General features: G+C 71.3%; 17 protein-coding genes and 1 pseudogene. 11 read left to right on the plus strand and 7 right to left on the minus strand.

Features of this window, described 5'->3' with window-relative positions:
* Positions 1-47 precede the first annotated feature (47 nt).
* The 5 genes and pseudogenes from AB0D28_RS01550 to tkt form a co-directional block, all read right to left on the minus strand.
* Entirely contained in the window at positions 48-1,064 is a 1,017-nt protein-coding gene (locus AB0D28_RS01550) for a glucose-6-phosphate dehydrogenase assembly protein OpcA (protein ID WP_357381028.1), read from the minus strand.
* Positions 1,061-2,575 (minus strand): glucose-6-phosphate dehydrogenase, encoded by a 1,515-nt coding sequence (gene zwf / locus AB0D28_RS01555; RefSeq protein ID WP_357381030.1) that lies wholly within the window; start codon positions 2,573-2,575, stop codon positions 1,061-1,063. Before zwf ends, AB0D28_RS01550 begins: the two co-directional genes overlap by 4 nt.
* A gap of 40 nt (positions 2,576-2,615) precedes the next feature.
* Positions 2,616-2,819 (minus strand): annotated as a pseudogene (locus AB0D28_RS01560) (hypothetical protein); the annotation flags it as partial.
* Between the two features lie 182 nt (positions 2,820-3,001).
* Positions 3,002-4,180: a transaldolase gene (gene tal, locus AB0D28_RS01565; RefSeq protein ID WP_357381032.1), complete on the minus strand. Its 1,179-nt coding sequence runs from the start codon at positions 4,178-4,180 to the stop codon at positions 3,002-3,004.
* A 16-nt stretch (positions 4,181-4,196) separates the two neighbouring features.
* Positions 4,197-6,335, minus strand: coding sequence for a transketolase (tkt, locus tag AB0D28_RS01570; protein WP_357381034.1), 2,139 nt, complete (start codon positions 6,333-6,335; stop codon positions 4,197-4,199).
* Positions 6,336-6,598: 263 nt separating this feature from the next.
* On the opposite strand from tkt, the gene AB0D28_RS01575 reads away from it, so the two are divergent.
* From AB0D28_RS01575 to AB0D28_RS01585, 3 genes are all read left to right on the plus strand, one after another.
* Complete coding sequence (locus AB0D28_RS01575) at positions 6,599-7,558, plus strand: heme o synthase (protein WP_357381036.1); 960 nt, start codon at positions 6,599-6,601, stop codon at positions 7,556-7,558.
* Positions 7,559-7,777: 219 nt separating this feature from the next.
* Complete coding sequence (locus AB0D28_RS01580; RefSeq protein WP_349876021.1) at positions 7,778-8,110, plus strand: hypothetical protein; 333 nt, start codon at positions 7,778-7,780, stop codon at positions 8,108-8,110.
* A gap of 10 nt (positions 8,111-8,120) precedes the next feature.
* A complete protein-coding gene (locus AB0D28_RS01585; protein WP_357381039.1) occupies positions 8,121-9,035 on the plus strand; it encodes a hypothetical protein in 915 nt (304 codons plus the stop codon).
* A gap of 26 nt (positions 9,036-9,061) precedes the next feature.
* Here AB0D28_RS01585 and AB0D28_RS01590 read toward each other — a convergent pair whose 3' ends face one another.
* The gene (locus tag AB0D28_RS01590) at positions 9,062-10,729 is read right to left on the minus strand and encodes a right-handed parallel beta-helix repeat-containing protein (protein WP_357381041.1); all 1,668 of its coding nucleotides are present in this window, start codon (positions 10,727-10,729) and stop codon (positions 9,062-9,064) included.
* A 74-nt stretch (positions 10,730-10,803) separates the two neighbouring features.
* The gene (locus AB0D28_RS01595; protein ID WP_357381043.1) at positions 10,804-11,772 is read right to left on the minus strand and encodes a COX15/CtaA family protein; all 969 of its coding nucleotides are present in this window, start codon (positions 11,770-11,772) and stop codon (positions 10,804-10,806) included.
* 98 nt (positions 11,773-11,870) lie between these two features.
* On the opposite strand from AB0D28_RS01595, the gene AB0D28_RS01600 reads away from it, so the two are divergent.
* From AB0D28_RS01600 to AB0D28_RS01635, 8 genes are read left to right on the plus strand one after another with little or no spacing between them, the layout of a single operon-like run.
* Positions 11,871-12,647, plus strand: a complete 777-nt coding sequence (locus AB0D28_RS01600; protein WP_357381045.1) for a metalloregulator ArsR/SmtB family transcription factor — start codon at positions 11,871-11,873, stop codon at positions 12,645-12,647.
* Positions 12,644-14,074, plus strand: coding sequence for a Fe-S cluster assembly protein SufB (gene sufB / locus AB0D28_RS01605; protein WP_013287447.1), 1,431 nt, complete (start codon positions 12,644-12,646; stop codon positions 14,072-14,074). Before AB0D28_RS01600 ends, sufB begins: the two co-directional genes overlap by 4 nt.
* Before the next feature lie 60 nt (positions 14,075-14,134).
* Positions 14,135-15,277, plus strand: a complete 1,143-nt coding sequence (sufD, locus tag AB0D28_RS01610) for a Fe-S cluster assembly protein SufD (RefSeq protein WP_357381048.1) — start codon at positions 14,135-14,137, stop codon at positions 15,275-15,277.
* Complete coding sequence (locus tag AB0D28_RS01615) at positions 15,277-15,621, plus strand: non-heme iron oxygenase ferredoxin subunit (protein WP_064445305.1); 345 nt, start codon at positions 15,277-15,279, stop codon at positions 15,619-15,621. Before sufD ends, AB0D28_RS01615 begins: the two co-directional genes overlap by 1 nt.
* A complete protein-coding gene (gene sufC, locus AB0D28_RS01620) occupies positions 15,621-16,394 on the plus strand; it encodes a Fe-S cluster assembly ATPase SufC (protein ID WP_073831401.1) in 774 nt (257 codons plus the stop codon). The genes AB0D28_RS01615 and sufC overlap by 1 nt, the downstream gene beginning before the upstream one ends.
* 8 nt (positions 16,395-16,402) lie before the next feature.
* Complete coding sequence (locus AB0D28_RS01625) at positions 16,403-17,707, plus strand: cysteine desulfurase (protein ID WP_357381051.1); 1,305 nt, start codon at positions 16,403-16,405, stop codon at positions 17,705-17,707.
* Positions 17,707-18,180 (plus strand): Fe-S cluster assembly sulfur transfer protein SufU, encoded by a 474-nt coding sequence (gene sufU, locus AB0D28_RS01630; RefSeq protein WP_073831445.1) that lies wholly within the window; start codon positions 17,707-17,709, stop codon positions 18,178-18,180. The genes AB0D28_RS01625 and sufU overlap by 1 nt, the downstream gene beginning before the upstream one ends.
* Before the next feature lie 14 nt (positions 18,181-18,194).
* Positions 18,195-18,632, plus strand: coding sequence for a metal-sulfur cluster assembly factor (locus AB0D28_RS01635; RefSeq protein ID WP_357381183.1), 438 nt, complete (start codon positions 18,195-18,197; stop codon positions 18,630-18,632).
* The last annotated feature ends 369 nt before the right edge of the window (positions 18,633-19,001 follow it).

Here is a 19,001-nt window from a genome sequence, read left to right on the forward strand (position 1 = left end):
CCGCCCACCGGCGGTCTCCTGTGCCTTCGACCGCCCGGTCCGGGCGGTCACTCGTTAGCTGTCGCGCCCGCGTGCGCGGTCACGCCGGCCTCGGCCCGCCGGGCGGTCGCCGGATCCTTCCACACGTGCACCCGCTGGGCCGGACGCTGGTCGAGCCCGGTGATCCCGGCCGCGGCGCCGAGCGCCTCCGCGTACACCTGGTCGGCGTCCAGACGGCGCAGCTCCTCGGCCAGTTCGTCGCCGAGCGGCCGGCGGACCAGCGGCAGCGTGCGGTCCTCCTGGCCGGTACGCCGGAACACCGCGATGCTGTCGTCCCGGGTCAGCGTCAGCTCGTCGCCGTTGGCGCAGCGCAACTGCACCTGGCGCATCCGCGGGAACTCCTCGGTGGCGGTCATGACCGGGTCGATGCCGAGCCGGGCGTTGAGCCAGCCGCGCATCAGCGCCGCCGTCGGGTCCGACGGGGGCGCCACCACGCTCGCCTCGGTGACCCGGGCCTGGGTGGTGTCGAACGCGCCCGCCACGAGCGTGCGCCACGGGGTGATCCGGGTCCACGCCAGGTCGGTGTCGCCGGGAGCGTAGTCGTGCGCCCGCTGCCGCAGCGCGGCGATCGGGTCGGCTGCCTGCGCCGCGTCGGTGATCCGCCGGTCCGCGACCACGCCGAGGAAGTCGGTGGAGATCTCCGCCGGCGGTTCGCCGTGCCACCACGTCACCACCGGTACGTCCGGCACCAGCAGTGGCATCACCACCGACTCGGCGTGCAGCGCGAGCCGCCCGTACATCCGGGTCACCACCGCCTCGCACGGCCCGAGCCGGCCACCCACGACGATCTCCGCGTCCAGCCGGTTGCGGTCCCGCTCCACGTCGGAGCGCACCACCACGAGCAGGCGGCACGGATGCGCCGCCGCGGCGATGGTGGCCGCCGCCTCGGCCTCGCGTACCCGCTTCTCGTCCACCACCACGATCAGCGTGAGCGCCATGCCGCTGGCCACCCCGCCCGCGCTGCGCCGTTCCGCGGCCAGCGCCTTGACCACCTCGTTGCCGGTGGTGTCCCACAGCCCGATCATGCTCTTCTCCAAGCCCGGCCCTCGCGGGCCAGCATCTCGTCGGCGGCGCGCGGCCCCCACTCGCCGGCCCGGTACGGCTCGGGTGTGGTGCCCGCCCAGGCGTGCTCCAGCGGGTCGACGACCTGCCAGCTCTGCTCCACCTCGGCGGCGTCCGGGAACAGCGTCCGGTCGCCGATCAGCACGTCCAGCACCAGCCGCTCGTACGCCTCGGGGCTGGACTCGGTGAACGCCTCGCCGTACTGGAAGTCCATCGCGATGTCGCGGACCTCCATCGTGGTGCCCGGCACCTTGGAGCCGAACTTCAGCACCACGCCCTCGTCCGGCTGCACCCGGATGACCAGCTGGTTGGGGCCGAGGGACTCCATGTCGGCGGCGTTGAACGGCAGGTGCGGCGCCTTCTTGAACATGATGGCCACCTCGGTGACCCGCCGGGGCAGCCGCTTGCCGGCCCGGATGTAGAACGGCACCCCGGCCCAGCGGCGGTTCTGGATGCCCAGCTTCACCGCCACGTACGTCTCGGTGGTGGAACCCTCCGGGACGCCCTCCTCCTCCAGGTAGCCTTTGGCGCGCTCGCCACCCACCCAGCCGGGCAGGTACTGGCCGCGCACGGTGTCCTCGGCGACGTCCCGCGGCACGGTGATCGCCTTCAGCACCTTGAGCTTCTCGGCCCGGATCTCGTCGGCGTCGAAGCTCGTCGGCTCCTCCATGGCGACCAGGGCGAGCAGCTGGAGCAGGTGGTTCTGGAGCACGTCTCGGGCGGTGCCGACGGAGTCGTAGAAGGCCGCGCGGGTGCCGATGCCGACGTCCTCGGCCATGGTGATCTGCACCGAGTCGACGTACTTGGAGTTCCACAGCGGCTCGAACAGGTTGTTCGCGAAGCGAAGCGCCAGGATGTTCTGGACCGTCTCCTTGCCCAGGTAGTGGTCGATCCGGAACACGTCCTGGCTGGTGAAGACGTCGTCGACGAGGTCGTTGAGCGCCTTGGCCGAGGGCAGGTCGTTGCCGAACGGCTTCTCCACCACCACCCGTCGCCAGCCGCCGGACTTGGCGTTGTCCGCCATGCCGGTGCGGGCTAGCTGCTTGAGCACCACCGGGAAGGCCGCCGGGGGGATGGAGAAGTAGAAGGCGGCGTTACCGGGGATGCCGTGCGAGTCGCGCAGCTCGTCGAGCGTGGCGGCGAGCTGGTCGAACGCCGCGTCGTCGTCGAACGAGCCGCCGACGAACTTGATGTTGCCGGCCAGCCGGGCCCACACCTCCTCCCGCCACGGGGTACGGGCGTGCTTCTTGGCCGCCTCGTGCGCCACCGACTCGAAGTCGCCGTCGCCCCAGTCCCGGCGGGCGAAGCCCAGGACCACGAAGCCGGGCGGCAGGAGCCCCCGGTTGGCCAGGTCGTAGACCGCCGGCAGCAGTTTCTTGCGGGCCAGGTCGCCGGTCACCCCGAAGATCACCAGGGCACACGGCTCGGGGATCCGGGGCAGCCGCCGGTCCTGCGGATCGCGCAGCGGGTTCACCGGGCCACCTCCTCCTGCGTCTCGGTCCGCTGATTCCAGGTCATTGATCGTCACGTGCGTGTCCGTCCGGCCGTGTGAAGGAGCGGGCGGCACCCGCCGCCCGCTCGGTCAGGTGCAGCACCTGGCGCTCCCGGCCGGCCAGGGCCCGCCGGTCGCCGGCGGCCCGGGCCGCCTGGAGCTGCGCGAAGGTGTACGGACGGCCGGGCCCGCCCAGATCATCGGTGACCGCACCGGTGATCTGGAGGCGCCGGCCGTGCGGGTCGGTGTGTGCCGGCCGGCGCGGTCCGCGGCCGGCGGTGACCGGCCGTCCGGCGGCCGGGGTCACGGCGTCACCTCGGGCTCGCTCACCGGCACCACCTCACCCGTTCCACGGTACGGCGCGACGCGTCCCGGGGCCCGGCCCCGGGACGCGTCGTACGCCGTCGGTCACGCGTTGCCGCCGGCCTGCTGGGCCGCCTGCGCGTTCTTCCCGGCGGCCCGGTGCGGGCTGCCCGAGCCCTTTGCCGCCTCGGCGAGGGACTTCTTGACCCCCTCCAGCAGCTCTACCCAGCTCGCCTCGAACTTCTCCACGCCCTCGCGCTCCAGCGTGGCGATGACGTCGGACAGGTCCACGCCCACCGCCAGCAGGTCGTCGAAGACCCGGCGGGCGTCGTCGTACGCGACGGTGACGGTGTCCGCCTTCGTCTCGCCGTGCTCGGCGTACGCGTGGACGACCGGCTCCGGCATGGTGTTGACGGTGCCGGGCGCGATCAGCTCCTCGACGTAGATGACGTCCCGGTAGTCCGGGTTCTTCGTCGAGGTGGAGGCCCACAGCGGGCGCTGCGGGTGGGCGCCCGCGTCGGCCAGCTTCTGCCAGCGCGCCGAGGAGAACACCTCGCTGTAGCGCTCGTACGCCAGCCGGGCGTTGGCGACCGCGGCCTTGCCGCGCAGCGCCTTGGCCTGGTCCGAGCCGATCTTCTCCAGCCGCTTGTCCACCTCGGTGTCGACCCGGGAGACGAAGAACGAGGCGACCGAGCCGATCTTCGACAGGTCGTGCCCGTTGGCCTTCGCCTGCTCCAGGCCGGCCATGAAGGCCTCCATCACCTGCGAGTAGCGGTCCAGGCCGAAGATCAGCGTGACGTTGACGCTGATCCCCTCGGCGAGCGTCGCGGTGATCGCCGGCAGGCCCTCCTCGGTGGCCGGGATCTTGATGAACAGGTTCGGCCGGTCGACAAGCCACCACAGCGCCTTGGCCTCGGCGACGGTCTTCGCCGCGTCGTGCGCCGAGCGCGGGTCCACCTCGATCGACACCCGCCCGTCCACGCCGCCGCTGGCCTCGTACGACGGGCGCATCACGTCGCACGCCCACCGCACGTCGTACGTGGTGAGCATGCGGACCGCCTCCTCGACGTCCACGCCGCGTACGGCGAGGTCGCGAAGCTGCCAGTCGTACTCGTCGGCGTCGCTCAGCGCCTTGGCGAAGATCGTCGGGTTGGTGGTCACCCCGGCCACGTGGGACTCCCGGCGCAGCTTGTCCAGCCCGCCGGAGGTCAGCCGTACCCGGGAGAGATCGTCGAGCCAGATCGCCACCCCGGCGCCCTGGAGCTCCTTCAGCCTGTCGGTCATGACGCCCACGCTCCCCTCAGTTGCCGGTCGTGAAACCGGTGATGTCGCCCACCCGGGTCAGCGCCGCGTGCGCGGCGGCCACGATCCGGTCGGGGGTGAACCCGAACTGCTCGAAGAGCACGGTGTGCGGCGCGCTGGCGCCGTAGTGCTCGATGCTCACGCTCTCGCCGCTGTCGCCGACGATCGCCCGCCACGACATCGCGATGCCCGCCTCCACGCTCACCCGCGCCTTTACCCCGCGCGGCAGCACCGACTCCCGGTACGCCTCGTCCTGGGCGAAGAACCACTCCTGGCAGGGCATGGAGACGACCCGGGTGGGGGTGCCGTCGGCCTCCAGCCGCTCCCGCGCGGTGAGGCAGAGCTGCACCTCGGAGCCGGTGCCGACGATGATCACCTGCGGCTTGCCGTTCGACGCCTCGGCCAGCACGTACCCGCCCTTGGCCACGCCCTCGGCGCCGGCCAGCTCGGTGCGGTCGAGCGTCGGCAGCGCCTGCCGGCTGAGCGCCAGCGCGGTCGGCCGGTCGGTGTGCTCCAGCGCCTGCCGCCAGGCCCAGACCGTCTCGTTGGCGTCGGCCGGGCGGACCACGTCCAGGCCGGGAATGGCCCGCAGCGCGGTCAGGTGCTCGATCGGCTGGTGCGTCGGGCCGTCCTCGCCGAGGCCGATCGAGTCGTGCGTCCAGACGTAGGTCACCGGCAGCTTCATCAGCGCGGCCAGCCGTACCGCCGGGCGCATGTAGTCGCTGAACACCAGGAACGTGCCGCCGTAGGGGCGGGTGCCGCCGTGCAGAGCGATGCCGTTGAGGATCGATCCCATGGCGTGCTCACGGATGCCGAAGTGCAGCGTGCGGCCGTACTCGTCGCCGGGGAAGTCCTTGGTGGCGTGCGCCGCCGGGACGAACGACGGCTCGCCCTTCATGGTGGTGTTGTTGCTCTCGGCCAGGTCGGCCGAGCCGCCCCACAGCTCCGGCAGCACCGGCGCCAGGGCCTCCAGGACCTTGCCGGAGGCGGCCCGGGTGGCGACGCCCTTGGCGTCCGCCGGGAAGGTGGGCAGCGCGTCGGTCCAGCCGGTCGGCAGCGTACGGGTGGCCATCCGCTCCCACAGCGCCTTGCGCTCCGGGTTTGCCTGCGCCCAGGCGTCGAACCGGGTGGTCCACTCGGCCTGCGCCTGCGCGCCGCGCTCCAGCACCTGACGGGCGTGCTTGAGCACCTCCTCGTCGACCTCGAAGGTGCGCTGCGGGTCGAAGCCGAGGATCTCCTTGGTGGCCTTGACCTCGTCCGCGCCGAGCGCCGAGCCGTGGATCTTGCCGGTGTTCTGCTTGTTCGGCGCGGGCCAGCCGATGATGGTGCGCAGCGCGATGAAGGACGGCCGGTCGGTCTCCGCCTTGGCGGCCAGCAGCGCCTGGTAAAGCGCCTCCACGTCCTCGTGGTAGTCGCCCTGGTCGGCGTCGCCGCTGCGCCAGTCGACGGTCTGCACGTGCCAGCCGTACGCCTCGTAGCGCGCCGCCACGTCCTCGCTCTTGGCGATGCGGGTGTCGTCCTCGATCGAGATCTCGTTGTCGTCGTAGATAACGCAGAGGTTGCCGAGCTGCTGGTGGCCGGCGAGCGCGCTGGCCTCGTGGGTGATGCCCTCCTCGATGTCACCGTCGGAGGCGATGCACCAGATGTCGTGCCGGAACGGCGAGTCGGCGCGGTCCGGCTCCGGGTCGAACAGGCCGCGCTCGCGGCGGGCCGCCATGGCCATGCCGACCGCGTTGCCGAGGCCCTGGCCGAGCGGGCCGGTGGTGGTCTCCACACCCGGGGTGTGGCCGTGCTCCGGGTGGCCCGGGGTGAGCGAGCCCCACTGGCGCAGCGCCTTGAGGTCGTCCAGCGACAGCGGGTAGCCGGACAGGAAGAGCTGGATGTAGAGCGTCAGGCTGGAGTGGCCGGCGGAGAGCACGAACCGGTCGCGTCCGGCCCAGTTCGGGTCGGCGGGGTTGTGCCGCATGACCCGGTTGAAGAGCAGGTACGCCGCGGGGGCGAGGCTCATCGCCGTCCCCGGGTGGCCGTTGCCGGATTTCTCCACGGCGTCCATGGCCAGCACGCGGACCGTGTCGACGGCCCTGCGGTCGAGGTCGGACCAGTTGAGAGCGGGAAGCTCGGGTCGGTTGGCAGCCACGATGGTTGTGCTCCTCGGCAGATGGGCGGAACCCTCACTGATGACCCTATCGAGCGGTGCTAAACGTCCGCCCGGGGATCTCAGCATGCTGTTCTGTACGGATCGCGGACGTTCGGTCGTTCAACCCCAGGTGTGACGGCTCGCACCGATGCCGGGTCCACGGGGCAGCGAAAACGACGCCGCGTAGTGTGTGGGGCGGTGTGTGGACCTCGAAGGGTCCGGGCCGAACGACCTCCCCCGCCGATGCCGGAAGGTGGCAATCCGTGAGCACGATCACCGAGCGCCCCGTCAGCAATCCTGCCGGGCAGCCGCCGGTGGGCACGGTGGCGGAGGCGCCGGCGAGCGGCCGGCGGGACGTACGCGCCGTGGTGGCGGCGTACGTGACGCTGACCAAGCCGCGGATCGTCGAGCTGCTGCTGGTCACCACCGTGCCGGCGATGATGCTGGCCCACGGCGGGATGCCGTCGCTGTGGCTGGTCGCCGTGGTGCTTGTCGGCGGGTCGCTCGCGGCCGGCGCGGCGAGCGTCATCAACTGCTACATCGACCGCGACATCGACCAGCTCATGCGGCGCACCAAGCGCCGCCCGCTGCCCGCGCACACCGTGTCGCCGCGCAGCGCGCTGATCTTCGGCCTGGTGCTGGCCGCCGTGTCGGTGGCGTTGATGGCGGTGGCGACGAACTGGCTGGCGACGGTGCTGACGGTGGCCGCGATCGCCTACTACGACCTGGTCTACACGCTGTGGCTGAAGCGCACGACGGCGGCCAACACGTTCTGGGGCGGCATCTGCGGCGCCGCGCCGGTGCTGATCGGCTGGGCCGCTGTCACCGGCTCGCTGGCGCCGGCCGCGTGGGGCCTGTTCGCCGTGGTCTTCTTCTGGCAGATGCCGCACTTCTACGCGCTGGCCATCAAGTACAAGGCCGACTACGCCCGCGCCGGGGTGCCGATGCTGCCGGTGGTGGCCTCGGTGCGGCGGGTCAACGCCGAGATCATCGGCTTCTCCTGGCTCACGGTGCTCTCCTCGCTGGCGGTCTGGCCGCTGGGGATGAGCCCGATCTACGGGGTGACGGCGCTCGTGGTCGGCGGGATCTTCCTGGTCGAGGCGCACAAGCTGTGCCGGCGCGCGACGCGCGGCGAGGCGGTCAAGCCGATGCGGCTGTTCCACTGGTCGACCACGTACCTGACCATCCTGTTCGCCGCCGTCGCGCTCGACGCGCTCCTCTGACCCGCCCGTCCGGCGGTTCATCAGAAATTTTTTTCGGGCATCCTCGGACGGGTGCAACCTGGACAGATTGTGACGATCCCGCCTGCCTGTTTTGCCCGCCTAAAAGCGACATGTACGGGCAAATTACCTGTGGTTCTTCTTAAACCGATGGGTAATTGGCATCACATTCAGTTCATGGTTCTCGCACATCCGGGTGGAACTCTGCTTAGGCTTCGCGTCATGGCAGATGGTTCCGATACGACGCTGACGGCTGACAAGACCGCCGAGCAGGCCCCCAACGGCCTGGTCGCGGGCATCAAGTCGTTCGCCGCCGGGCACGGCGGCGCGAAGGCGGTCATCGAGTACGTCGGCAAGCGCGGCGCACGGATCGTCCTCGTGGGTTCCGACGGGGCATGGGCAGACCAGTTCGCCGACGGCACCGACGTCGCGCGGCAGGCCTGCGCCAAGGCCGGGGTCGACGTGGAGAACGCCTGGGAGCGTGAACTGATGGACCAGATGCGTCCGAGCAACGACCTGTGGCGGTCGATGGCCCGGCGCACGATGGCCCGTTGACATACACCGAATGACCAACCACCACCAGTCGACCCGGGGGAGACCCCGGGTCGCTTTCGTCACCTGCGCCGAGCTGCCCGACCTCGACCCGGACGACCGGCTCGCGCTCGGCCCGCTCGCCGCCCGCGGCGTCACCACCGAGATCGCGGTCTGGGACGACCCGGCAGTCGACTGGTCCGGGTACGACCTCGTCGTGCTCCGCTCCCCGTGGGACTACGCGCGGCGGCGGGACGAGTTCGTGGCCTGGGCGCGTACCGTGCCGGCCCTGGTCAACCCGGCCGACGTGGTCGCCTGGAACACCGACAAGCGCTACCTGTCCGAGCTGTCCGCCGCCGGAGCGCCCACCGTCCCGACGGAATGGGTCGAGCCGGGCCGGGTGTGGGCGCCACCGGCCGGGGGCGAGTACGTGATCAAGCCGGCGGTCAGCGCGGGCAGCCAGGACACCGGCCGTTACGACCTGACCGACGCGCAGCACCGCGAGCTGGCGGTGGCCCACGTACGGCGGCTCTCCGACGCCGGTCGGGTCGCCATGGTCCAGCCGTACCTCGGCGCGGTGGACACCGCCGGGGAGACCGCGTTGCTGTTCCTGGCCGGCCCCGGCGGCCTGGCGTTCAGCCACGCGATCCGCAAGGGCCCGATGCTGACCGGGCCGGACCTCGGCGAGGCCGCGCTCTACAAGGAGGAGCGGATCGACGCCCGCGCCGCCACGGCGGAGCAGCGCGCGGTGGCCGAGAAGGTGCTCGCGGTGGTGCCCGGCGGCCCGGAGCGGCTGCTCTACGCCCGCGTCGACCTGATCCCCGGTCCCGGCGGCGAGCCCGTGCTGGTCGAGCTGGAGCTGACCGAGCCGAGCCTGTTCGTCGGGTACGCCGACGGCGCCCCGGACCGCCTCGCCGACGCGGTGCTCACCCACCTGGCCCGCCGCTGAGGCCGCCGGCCGGCTGACCGCGACGCTCAGTCGCGGTCGCTGTGGTTACGGGCCCAGCGGCCGCCGATCGGCGGCGTGTCCAGCCGCAGCGCGGCCTCGGTGCCGGCCAGGTCGTTGTCCTCGAACGCGCAGGAGACGCAACTGCCCGCCTCGGTGACCCAGATGCCGTACGCCTGGGTGTCGGCGTCCCGGTGCCAGATCCGGTTGCCGCGCACGGTGGCCGAGTCGAACGGCGCGGCGATCGTGATGCCGCCGCACGCCGGCGGAGCATCAGGCAGCTCGTACGCCGTGCCGGGCCCCGGCGTGGCCGCGCTCCAGCCGGTGGAGCCGTCCGGGCGTACCTCGGCCAGGGAGAGCCGGTCGGCGCTGTTGTCGGACACCACGGCGTCGCGGGAGCCGACCCGGACCACCTTTCCCCGGTGACCGCCGGGCGGCCAGTGCGCGTTGCCGTCGGTGACCTCGCGCGGGCCGTAGCGCACCGCGCCGCCGGAGCCGGAGCAGGCCGGCGCGGACCGGCGGCCGTTGTCCCGGATCCGGTTGCCGACGATCGACGTGTCCAGCATCGGCCTGTCGATCCGGATGCCGTCCAGCGCGTTCTCGCGGATGTCGTTGTCCTGGATCACCACGTCGGCCGCCGCGCCCCGGTAGCCGTGGCCCAGGTCGTGCTCGTGGTAGCCGAAGCCGCCGTTGCGGCTGATCCGGTTGCCCTGCACCGCGTACGGGCCGGGGGTGTTGCCCATGCTGATGCCGTCACCGACGTTGGAGTCGATCACGCAGCCGGTGAGCAGGCCACCGCGCCCGGCCACCCCGGCGGTGCCGTTGCCGGACACGTCGAAGCCGGCCTCCAGGTTGTTGGTCATGGTGCAGCCGGAGACGATCAGCCCGTCCGCCCCCCAGTCGGAGATGCCGAACCGGTTGGCCTGGCTGTGGCAGCCGATGATCCGGATGCCACGCGGCGGGGTCCAGTAGTCCTTCTGGAGTTCCAGGAAGATGCCGTTGGTGCCGTTGCCGATGGTGGTGCAGTTGGTGATGGTGAGGCGTTCCACGTCGCCCCAGCCGCCGATGCCGACGCCGATCCCGGCGCCGCCCATCTGGTCCTCGTTGTCCAGCCGGCCGCAGCCCACCGCGATCACCCCGTCGATCAGGCTGTCCTGGAGGAAGTCGCAGCCCAGCCCGGTCGCGCCGGTGTGGTGGATGTAGAGGTTGCGGAACACACCACGTACCACGTACTGCAGGCCCAGTCCCTTCGCCAGATAGTCGTAGGACGCCTGGGCCACGCCGGAGCCGTCGATCTCGAAGTCGGCGAACGTGCAGTCGGCGATGTGCCGGTCCCGGTCCGCGCCGTGCTGCACGGTGGTCCAGAACGCGAGCGGGACCGGCGCGCTGCGGTTGCCCTCGTTGCTGAGCAGGAAGCGGGTCGCCGCCGGTCCGGCGCCGAGCAGCGAGACCCCGCTGCGCCAGACGGTGCCGGCGTTGCGGATCGAGTACAGGCCCGGCGGGCAGTAGATCACCCGCGCGCGGCCGTCGGCGTCGTAGCCGGTGCCGAGGCGGTCCACCAGCGCCGCCAGGGCGGGCTGGTCGTTCGTGACCCCGTCGCCGGTGAGGCCGTACTCGCGGGCGTCGCACCACAGCGGCGTCCCGGCGACCGGGGTCAGCCGCTGCGGGGTGGTGGTGGCGAGGCTCTTGCGCGACACGGGGAGCTCCCCTCGGGCGGGCGGTCGGTGGCCCGGACCGCTTTCCCGCTCCCGCCGCTCGGTAACGCCCGCACTCAGGCGGCGGCGCCCACCCGTTCGGTGACCGCCTCGGCCGGGGCCTCGGCGTCCGGGGTGGCCGGCAGCCGCTCGCGGGTCGACCAGAGCACGCCCAGCGTGGCCAGCAGCACCAGGCAGGAGCCGAGCATGTGCGCGCCGACCAGCACGGCGGGCAGGTGGGTGAAGTACTGGACGAAGCCGATCACGCCCTGGCCCAACTCGACCGCGATCAGCACCGCGGCGGCCCGCGCCGCCCGCGCCGCGCCGACCGCCCGGAACGCGAAGTACAGCGCCACCGACAGGCCGATCAGCAGGAAGACGCTGTCGGCGTGCACCTGGGAGATCGCCGCCGGGTCCAGGCCGTTGCGAGCCGCGCCGTGGTCTCCGGCGTGCGGTCCGCTGCCTGTCACCCACGTGCCGACCACCAGCACCGAGGCGCTGACCACGGTGGTGATCCAGGCGAGGGTACGCAGCGGCGCCGGCACGGTCGGTGCCACCGGCCCGTCCGGCTCCTTGATCCGCCGCCAGAGCGCGTACGCGGCGGCGATCACCGCCATCGAGGCGAGGAAGTGCAGCCCGACCACCCACGGGTTGAGGTTGGTGAGCACCGTGATGCCGCCGATGACCGCCTGGGCCGGGATGCCGAACAGCACGCCCAGCGCGAGCGGGAGCAGCCCGCGGCGGCGGGGGCGGTGGGCCAGCACGGCCAGCACCACGGCGAGCGCGATGATGCCCACCGCGAACGTGAGCAGCCGGTTGCCGAACTCGATCACCCCGTACACGCCCATCTCGGGCGTGGTGACGTACGAGTCCTCGGTGCACCGTGGCCAGGTGGGGCAGCCGAGGCCGGACGCGGTGAGCCGGACGGCCCCGCCGGTGACCACGATCGCGACGTTCGCGATGATCGAGGCGAGCGCGAGGCGGCGCAACAGCGTGGCGGAGACCGGAAACCGGACGGATCGCTTCACGTAGCGAATCCTACGCACCGTAGTTGATCCCGATCGGGTGACTCCGGCACCCCGGTGGTCGGAATCACCGGACCCCGGGTTTGCGGGCCCTCGGCGAATTACGTAACGTTGCCGTTGTGAAAAACGCGGCGGCGCTCTCCCGAACGCCGGTGACCGGTCCGGTCGCCGGTGGTTCGCGCGCACGTCGCGGCGTACGGCCCGGCGAGCGGGAGACCGTTCCGGCCGACCTGTCGACCCGCGACCGGGTCACCCAGTTGCTGCTGGAGCGTGGTCCCACCACCGCCGCGCAGCTCGGCACGGCGCTCGGTCTGAGCCCGGCCGCGATCCGCCGCCACCTCGACGCGATGCTCGCCGACGGTGACGTGGTCGCCCGCGACCAGACCGTCCGCGGCAGTCGCGGGCGCGGTCGCCCGGCCAAGGTCTTCGCGCTCACCGAGGCGGGCCGCGGTCGCTGCGGCACCCACCACTACGACAACATGGCCACCGCCGCGCTGCGGTGGATCGCCCGCACCGGCGGCACCGAGGCGGTCGCGGCGTTCGCGGCCGAGCAGGTCTCCGCGCTGGAGACCCGCTGCCGGGCGGCCATGGAGGACGCCGGAGACGCCCCGCTCGCGCGGGCGGAGGCACTCGCCGGCGCGCTGACCGCCGAGGGTTACGCTGCCAACGCGTCCACGATCGCCTCCGGCGGCCAGCTCTGCCAGCACCACTGCCCGGTGGCGCACGTGGCCGCCGAGTTCCCTCAGCTGTGCGAGGCCGAGACCGAAGTGATCTCCCGTCTGGTCGGCACTCACGTACAGCGCCTGGCCACCATCGCGCACGGCGACGGCGTGTGCACCACGCACATTCCCGCCCAGTCCGGTTCCACCGTCACCACTGTGAGGACAGATAGATGACCGAGCAGATCGTTCAGCCCCTGACCCAGGAGGAGCAGCTCGCCGCCCTCGGTCGTTACGAGTACGGCTGGGCCGACCCCGACGTCGCCGGGGCGTCCGCCCAGCGTGGCCTCAGCGAGGCGGTGGTGCGCGACATCTCGGCCAAGAAGAACGAGCCGGCCTGGATGCTCGACCTGCGGCTCAAGGGCCTGCGGCTGTTCGGCCGCAAGCCGATGCCGAACTGGGGCGCCGACCTCACCGGGATCGACTTCGACAACATCAAGTACTTCGTGCGGTCCACCGAGAAGCAGGCCACCTCCTGGGAGGACCTGCCCGAGGACATCAAGAACACCTACGACAAGCTCGGCATCCCCGAGGCGGAGAAGCAGCGCCTGGTCGCCGGTGTCGCCGCGCAGTACGAGTCCGAGGTCGTCTACCACCAGATCCGTGAGGACCTGGAGGAGCAGGGCGTCGTCTTCCTGGACACCGACACCGCGCTCAAGGAGCACGAGGACCTGTTCAAGGAGTACTTCGGCACTGTCATCCCGGTCGGCGACAACAAGTTCGCGGCGCTGAACACCTCCGTCTGGTCCGGTGGCTCGTTCATCTACGTGCCGAAGGGCGTGCACGTGGACATCCCGCTGCAGGCCTACTTCCGGATCAACACGGAGAACATGGGCCAGTTCGAGCGGACGCTGATCATCGTCGACGAGGGCGCGTACGTGCACTACGTCGAGGGCTGCACCGCGCCCATCTACTCCTCCGACTCGCTGCACAGCGCCGTCGTGGAGATCATCGTCAAGAAGAACGCCCGGTGCCGGTACACGACCATCCAGAACTGGTCGAACAACGTCTACAACCTGGTCACCAAGCGCGCCGTGTGCCACGAGGGCGCGACCATGGAGTGGGTCGACGGCAACATCGGCTCCAAGGTCACCATGAAGTACCCGGCGGTCTACATGACCGGCGAGCACGCCAAGGGCGAGGTGCTCTCGGTCGCGATGGCCGGCGAGGGCCAGCACCAGGACGCCGGCGCCAAGATGGTGCACGCCGCGCCGCACACCTCCTCGACCATCGTGTCGAAGTCGATCGCCCGGGGCGGCGGCCGCACCTCGTACCGCGGTCTGGTGCAGGTGCTGGAGGGCTCGACCAGCAGCAAGAGCACCGTCAAGTGCGACGCGCTCCTGGTCGACACGATCTCCCGCTCCGACACCTACCCGTACGTCGACATCCGCGAGGACGACGTGTCGATGGGGCACGAGGCGACCGTCTCCAAGGTCAGCGAGGACCAGCTCTTCTACCTGATGAGCCGGGGCCTGAGCGAGGACGAGGCGATGGCGATGATCGTGCGCGGCTTCATCGAGCCGATCGCCAAGGAGCTCCCGATGGAGTACGCGCTGGAGCTCAACCGCCTGATCGAGCTGCAGATGGAGGGCGCGGTCGGCTGACGCCGGCTGCCCGCCCTCCGCCTCACCTGACACCTCGTCGTAGAACAGACCAAGGAAGAGATGACTACCCAGGCTTCCGCGCCGCCCACGACCAAGTCGCAGGCGCTCCGCTCGTACGACGTCGCCGACTTCCCGGCCCTCACCGGCCTGGAGGAGGAGTGGCGCTTCACCCCGCTCAAGCGCCTGCGTGGCCTGGCCACGTCGGCGCAGGGCGCGACCGGCGCGGTCCGGCACGAGTACGGCGACCTGCCCGAGGGCGTCACCGTCGACCGGATCGGCCGGGACGACCCCCGGGTGGGCAGCGTGCTCACCCCGTTCGACCGGATCAGCGCGCTGGCGTACGGCGGGGCCGACGGCGCGCTGCTGGTGCGCGTCGACCGCGACGCGGTGGTGGAGGCGCCGGTGCGCCTGCGGGTGGTCGGCGAGAACGCCGACGCGCTCGCCTTCGGGCACACGTTCGTCGAGGTGGACCGGTTCGCCGAGGCCACAGTGGTGATCGAGCACGTCGGCTCGGCCACGCTGGCCGACAACGTCGAGGTGACTGTGGGCGACGGGGCGAAGCTGACCCTGGTTACGGTCGCCGACTGGGCCGACGACGCGGTGCAGGCGCAGCACCTCAAGGTGCGGCTGGGCCGTGACGCCCGGATCCTGCACGTGCAGGTCAGCCTCGGCGGCGACCTGGTCCGGCAGTACACGTCGGTGGAGTACACCCAGCGCGGCGGCGAGGCCGAGCTGTACGGCGTCTACTTCGCCGACTCCGGCCAGCACCTGGAGCACCGGCAGCTGGTCGACCACACCGTGCCGGACTGCCGCAGCAACGTCGGCTACCGGGGCGCGCTGCAGGGCGACGACGCGCACACGGTCTGGGTCGGCGACGTGCTGATCCGCGCCGAGGCGACAGGCACCGACACGTACGAGATCAACCGGAACCTGCTGCTCACCGACGGCGCGCGGGCCGACTCCGTACCCAACCTGGAGATCGAGACCGGCGAGATCGCCGGCGCCGGGCATGCCAGCGCGACCGGCCGGTTCGACGACGAGCAGCTGTTCTACCTGATGGCCCGGGGCATCCCGGAGGCCGAGGCGCGGCGCCTGGTGGTGCGCGGCTTCTTCGCCGAGCTGATCAACAAGATCCCGGTCGAGGACCTGCGCGAGCGCCTCGGCGACGCCATCGAGGCGCGGCTGGCCAAGGCGGGCGCCTGATGCTCAAGATCTGCTCCACCGAGGACGTGCCGAAGGGCACCGCGATCAGCGCCGACGTGGACGGCGTGCAGGTCGCGATCGTTCACGGCGAGGACGACGTGTTCTACGCCGTGCACGACGAGTGCTCGCACGCCGCCGTGGCGCTGTCCGAGGGCGAGGTCGAGGGCTGCACGCTGGAATGCTGGCTGCACGGATCCCGTTTCGACCTGCGTACCGGTGAGCCCACCGGCCTGCCCGCGACCGAACCCGTACCCGTCTATTCCGTCGAAGTCCGTGACGGCGACATCTACCTTTCCGTGGACGGCGACGGCCGTCCGCTGCCGAGCAATGGAGTGACCCGCTGATGAGCACCCTGGAGATCCGCGACCTGAAGGTGTCGGTCAAGCTGCCCGAGGGTGAGCTCAAGCCGATCCTGCACGGGGTCGACCTGACCGTGCGCTCCGGCGAGACCCACGCGATCATGGGCCCGAACGGCTCCGGCAAGTCGACGCTCGCGTACTCGATCGCCGGTCACCCGAAGTACGAGATCACCGGCGGCGAGGTGACCCTCGACGGCGAGGACGTGCTGTCCATGTCCGTCGACGAGCGGGCCCGCGCCGGCCTCTTCCTGGCCATGCAGTACCCGGTCGAGGTCCCCGGCGTGTCGGTGGCCAACTTCCTGCGTACCGCCAAGACCGCGATCGACGGCGAGGCGCCGAAGCTGCGCACCTGGGCCGGCGAGCTGCGCGGCGCCATGGAGAAGCTCCAGATGGACCCGGCGTTCGCCCAGCGCAACGTCAACGAGGGCTTCTCCGGCGGCGAGAAGAAGCGGCACGAGATCGTGCAGCTGGAGCTGATCAAGCCGAAGATCGCGATCCTCGACGAGACCGACTCCGGCCTGGACGTGGACGCGCTGCGCGTGGTCAGCGAGGGCGTGAACCGGGTGCGCGACACCGGTGACACCGGCCTGCTGCTGATCACCCACTACACCCGCATCCTGCGCTACATCAAGCCCGACTTCGTGCACGTCTTCGTGGCCGGCCGGATCGTCGAGCAGGGCGGCCGGGAACTGGCCGACAAGCTCGAGGAAGAGGGCTACGAGCGGTACGTCGCCGGAGCCGGCGCGGCGCGGGCCTGAGACTCGACATGACCTCGATGGCCATCCCGGCGGGCATGCCGCAGTACGACGACGTGCCGCGCTTCGACGTGGCGAAGGTGCGGGCCGACTTCCCGATCCTCGACCGGGAGGTCAACGGCCACCCGCTGGTCTACCTGGACAGCGCCAACACCTCGCACAAGCCGCGGCAGGTGCTCGACGTGCTCGCCGAGCACTACGCGCTGCACAACGCCAACGTGTCGCGCTCGGTGCACACGCTGGGCACCGAGGCCACCGAGGCGTACGAGGGCGCGCGGGCGAAGATCGCTGCGTTCATCAACGCGCCGAGCGTCGACGAGGTGGTGTTCACCAAGAACTCCACCGAGGCGATCAACCTGGTGGCGTACGCGTTCTCCAACGCCTCGCTGCGCGCGGACGGCGACCCGCGGTTCCGGCTGGGCCCCGGCGACGAGATCGTGATCTCCGAGATGGAGCACCACTCGAACATCGTCCCGTGGCAACTGCTCGCGGAGCGCACCGGCGCGACGCTGCGCTGGTTCCCGGTCACCGACCAGGGCCGGCTCGACGAGTCCGGCCTGGACGACCTGGTCACCGAGCGGACGAAGATCGTCTCGCTGGTGCACATGTCGAACATCCTCGGCACCGTCAACGCGACCTCGCGGATCACCGCGCGGGTCCGTGAGGTCGGCGCGCTGCTGCTGCTCGACTGCTCGCAGTCGGTGCCGCACATGCCGATGGACGTGGTCCAGTACGACGCGGACTTCATCGTCTTCACCGGGCACAAGATGTGCGGCCCGACCGGCATCGGTGTGCTCTGGGGCCGGGGCGAGCTGCTCGCCGCGATGCCCCCGGTGATGGGCGGCGGCTCGATGATCGAGACGGTGACCATGGCGGGCTCGACGTTCGCCGCGCCGCCGGCCCGGTTCGAGGCGGGCACCCCGCCGATCGCCGAGGCGGTCGCGCTCGGCGCGGCGGTGGACTACCTCACCGCGATCGGCATGCCGGCCATCCAGTGGCACGAGAAGGAGCTGACGGCGTACGCGCTGGACGCCCTCGCCACGGTGCCGGGCCTGCGGATCTTCGGCCCGACCGTGCCGGTGGGCCGGGGCGGGACGATCTCCTTCGCGCTCGGTGACGTGCACCCGCACGACGTCGGGCAGGTGCTCGACTCGCTCGGCGTGCAGGTGCGGGTGGGCCACCACTGCGCCCGGCCGGTGTGCACGCGGTTCGGGGTGGCGGCCACGACGCGGGCGTCGTTCTACCTCTACACCACCACCGCGGAGATCGACGCCCTGGTGGCGGGTCTGGAACAGGTGCGGAAGGTGTTCGAGTGATGCAACTCGACCAGCTCTACCAGGAGATCATCCTGGATCACTACAAGCACCCGCACGGCCGCGGCCTGCGGGAGTCGGCGGACCCGGCGGCCCGGGTCGGCGAGGCGCACCACGTCAACCCGACCTGCGGCGACGAGATCACCGTGCGGGTGGCGACCGACGGCACGGTGTTCACCGACATCTCGTACGACGGGATGGGCTGCTCGATCAGCCAGGCGTCGGCGAGCATCCTGCACGAACTGCTGCGCGGCCGGGCCGCGAGCGACGCCGCCGTGGTGCACGAGGCGTTCGTGCAGTTGATGTCCGGACGGGGCCAGGTCACGCCGGACGAGGACGTGCTCGGTGACGGGGTGGCGTTCGCGGGTGTCGCGCGCTACCCGGCCCGGGTCAAGTGCGCGCTGTTGTCGTGGATGGCGTTCAAGGACGCCGCGGCACGCGCCGGGGTGGGCGTGAGCCCGGAGGTGAAGGCATGAGCGACGAGACCAACATGACCTCGGAGACCGGCGCGGTGGCGACCGACGGCACGGTTGCCGGTGGCGCGGCCGTCAACGGGACTGTTGCTGACGGCGCGGCCGCGGGTGCGGTGGCGCCGGCCGGCAGCAAGGCCGCGGTCGGCGACATCGAAGAGGCGATGAAGGACGTCGTCGACCCCGAGCTGGGCATCAACGTGGTCGACCTGGGCCTGGTGTACGGCGTCCACGTCGACGACGACAACATCGCCACCCTGGACATGACGCTGACCTCGGCGGCCTGCCCGCTGACCGACGTGATCGAGGACCAGGCGCGGCAGGCGCTGACCACCGGTCCCGGTGGCGGCCTGGTGAACGACATCCGGATCAACTGGGTCTGGCTGCCGCCGTGGGGCCCCGACAAGATCACCGACGAGGGGCGCGACCAGCTCCGCTCGCTCGGCTTCAACGTCTGACCGTTCCCCGCTCACCGCCGCGGGCGCGGCGCTCCTGCCAGAGGAGTGCCGCGCCCGCGGCGTCTCTCCAGCACCCTCACCGGCGCCCGCGCGTCGGCTCAGGTTGTAGATCTTGGAACGAAACGGCCCCCAGGGGGTCCCTTCGCTTCCAAGATCTCGCCCGTCTCCAATGCTGGGATTCAGCTCCCTCATTCTGGGATGTCGCGATACGGCGACGAGATCTTGGTACGAAACAGCCCTCATAGGGGCCGTTTCGTACCAAGATCTCCAGCCCAGCCCAGCCCAGCCCAGCCCAGCCCAGCCCAGCCCAGCCCAGCCCAGCCCAGCCCAGCCCAGCCCAGCCCAGCCCAGCCCAGCCCAGCCCAGCCC

It is taken from the genome of Micromonospora sp. NPDC048169 (genome assembly GCF_040652815.1).
Lineage (GTDB): Bacteria > Actinomycetota > Actinomycetes > Mycobacteriales > Micromonosporaceae > Micromonospora.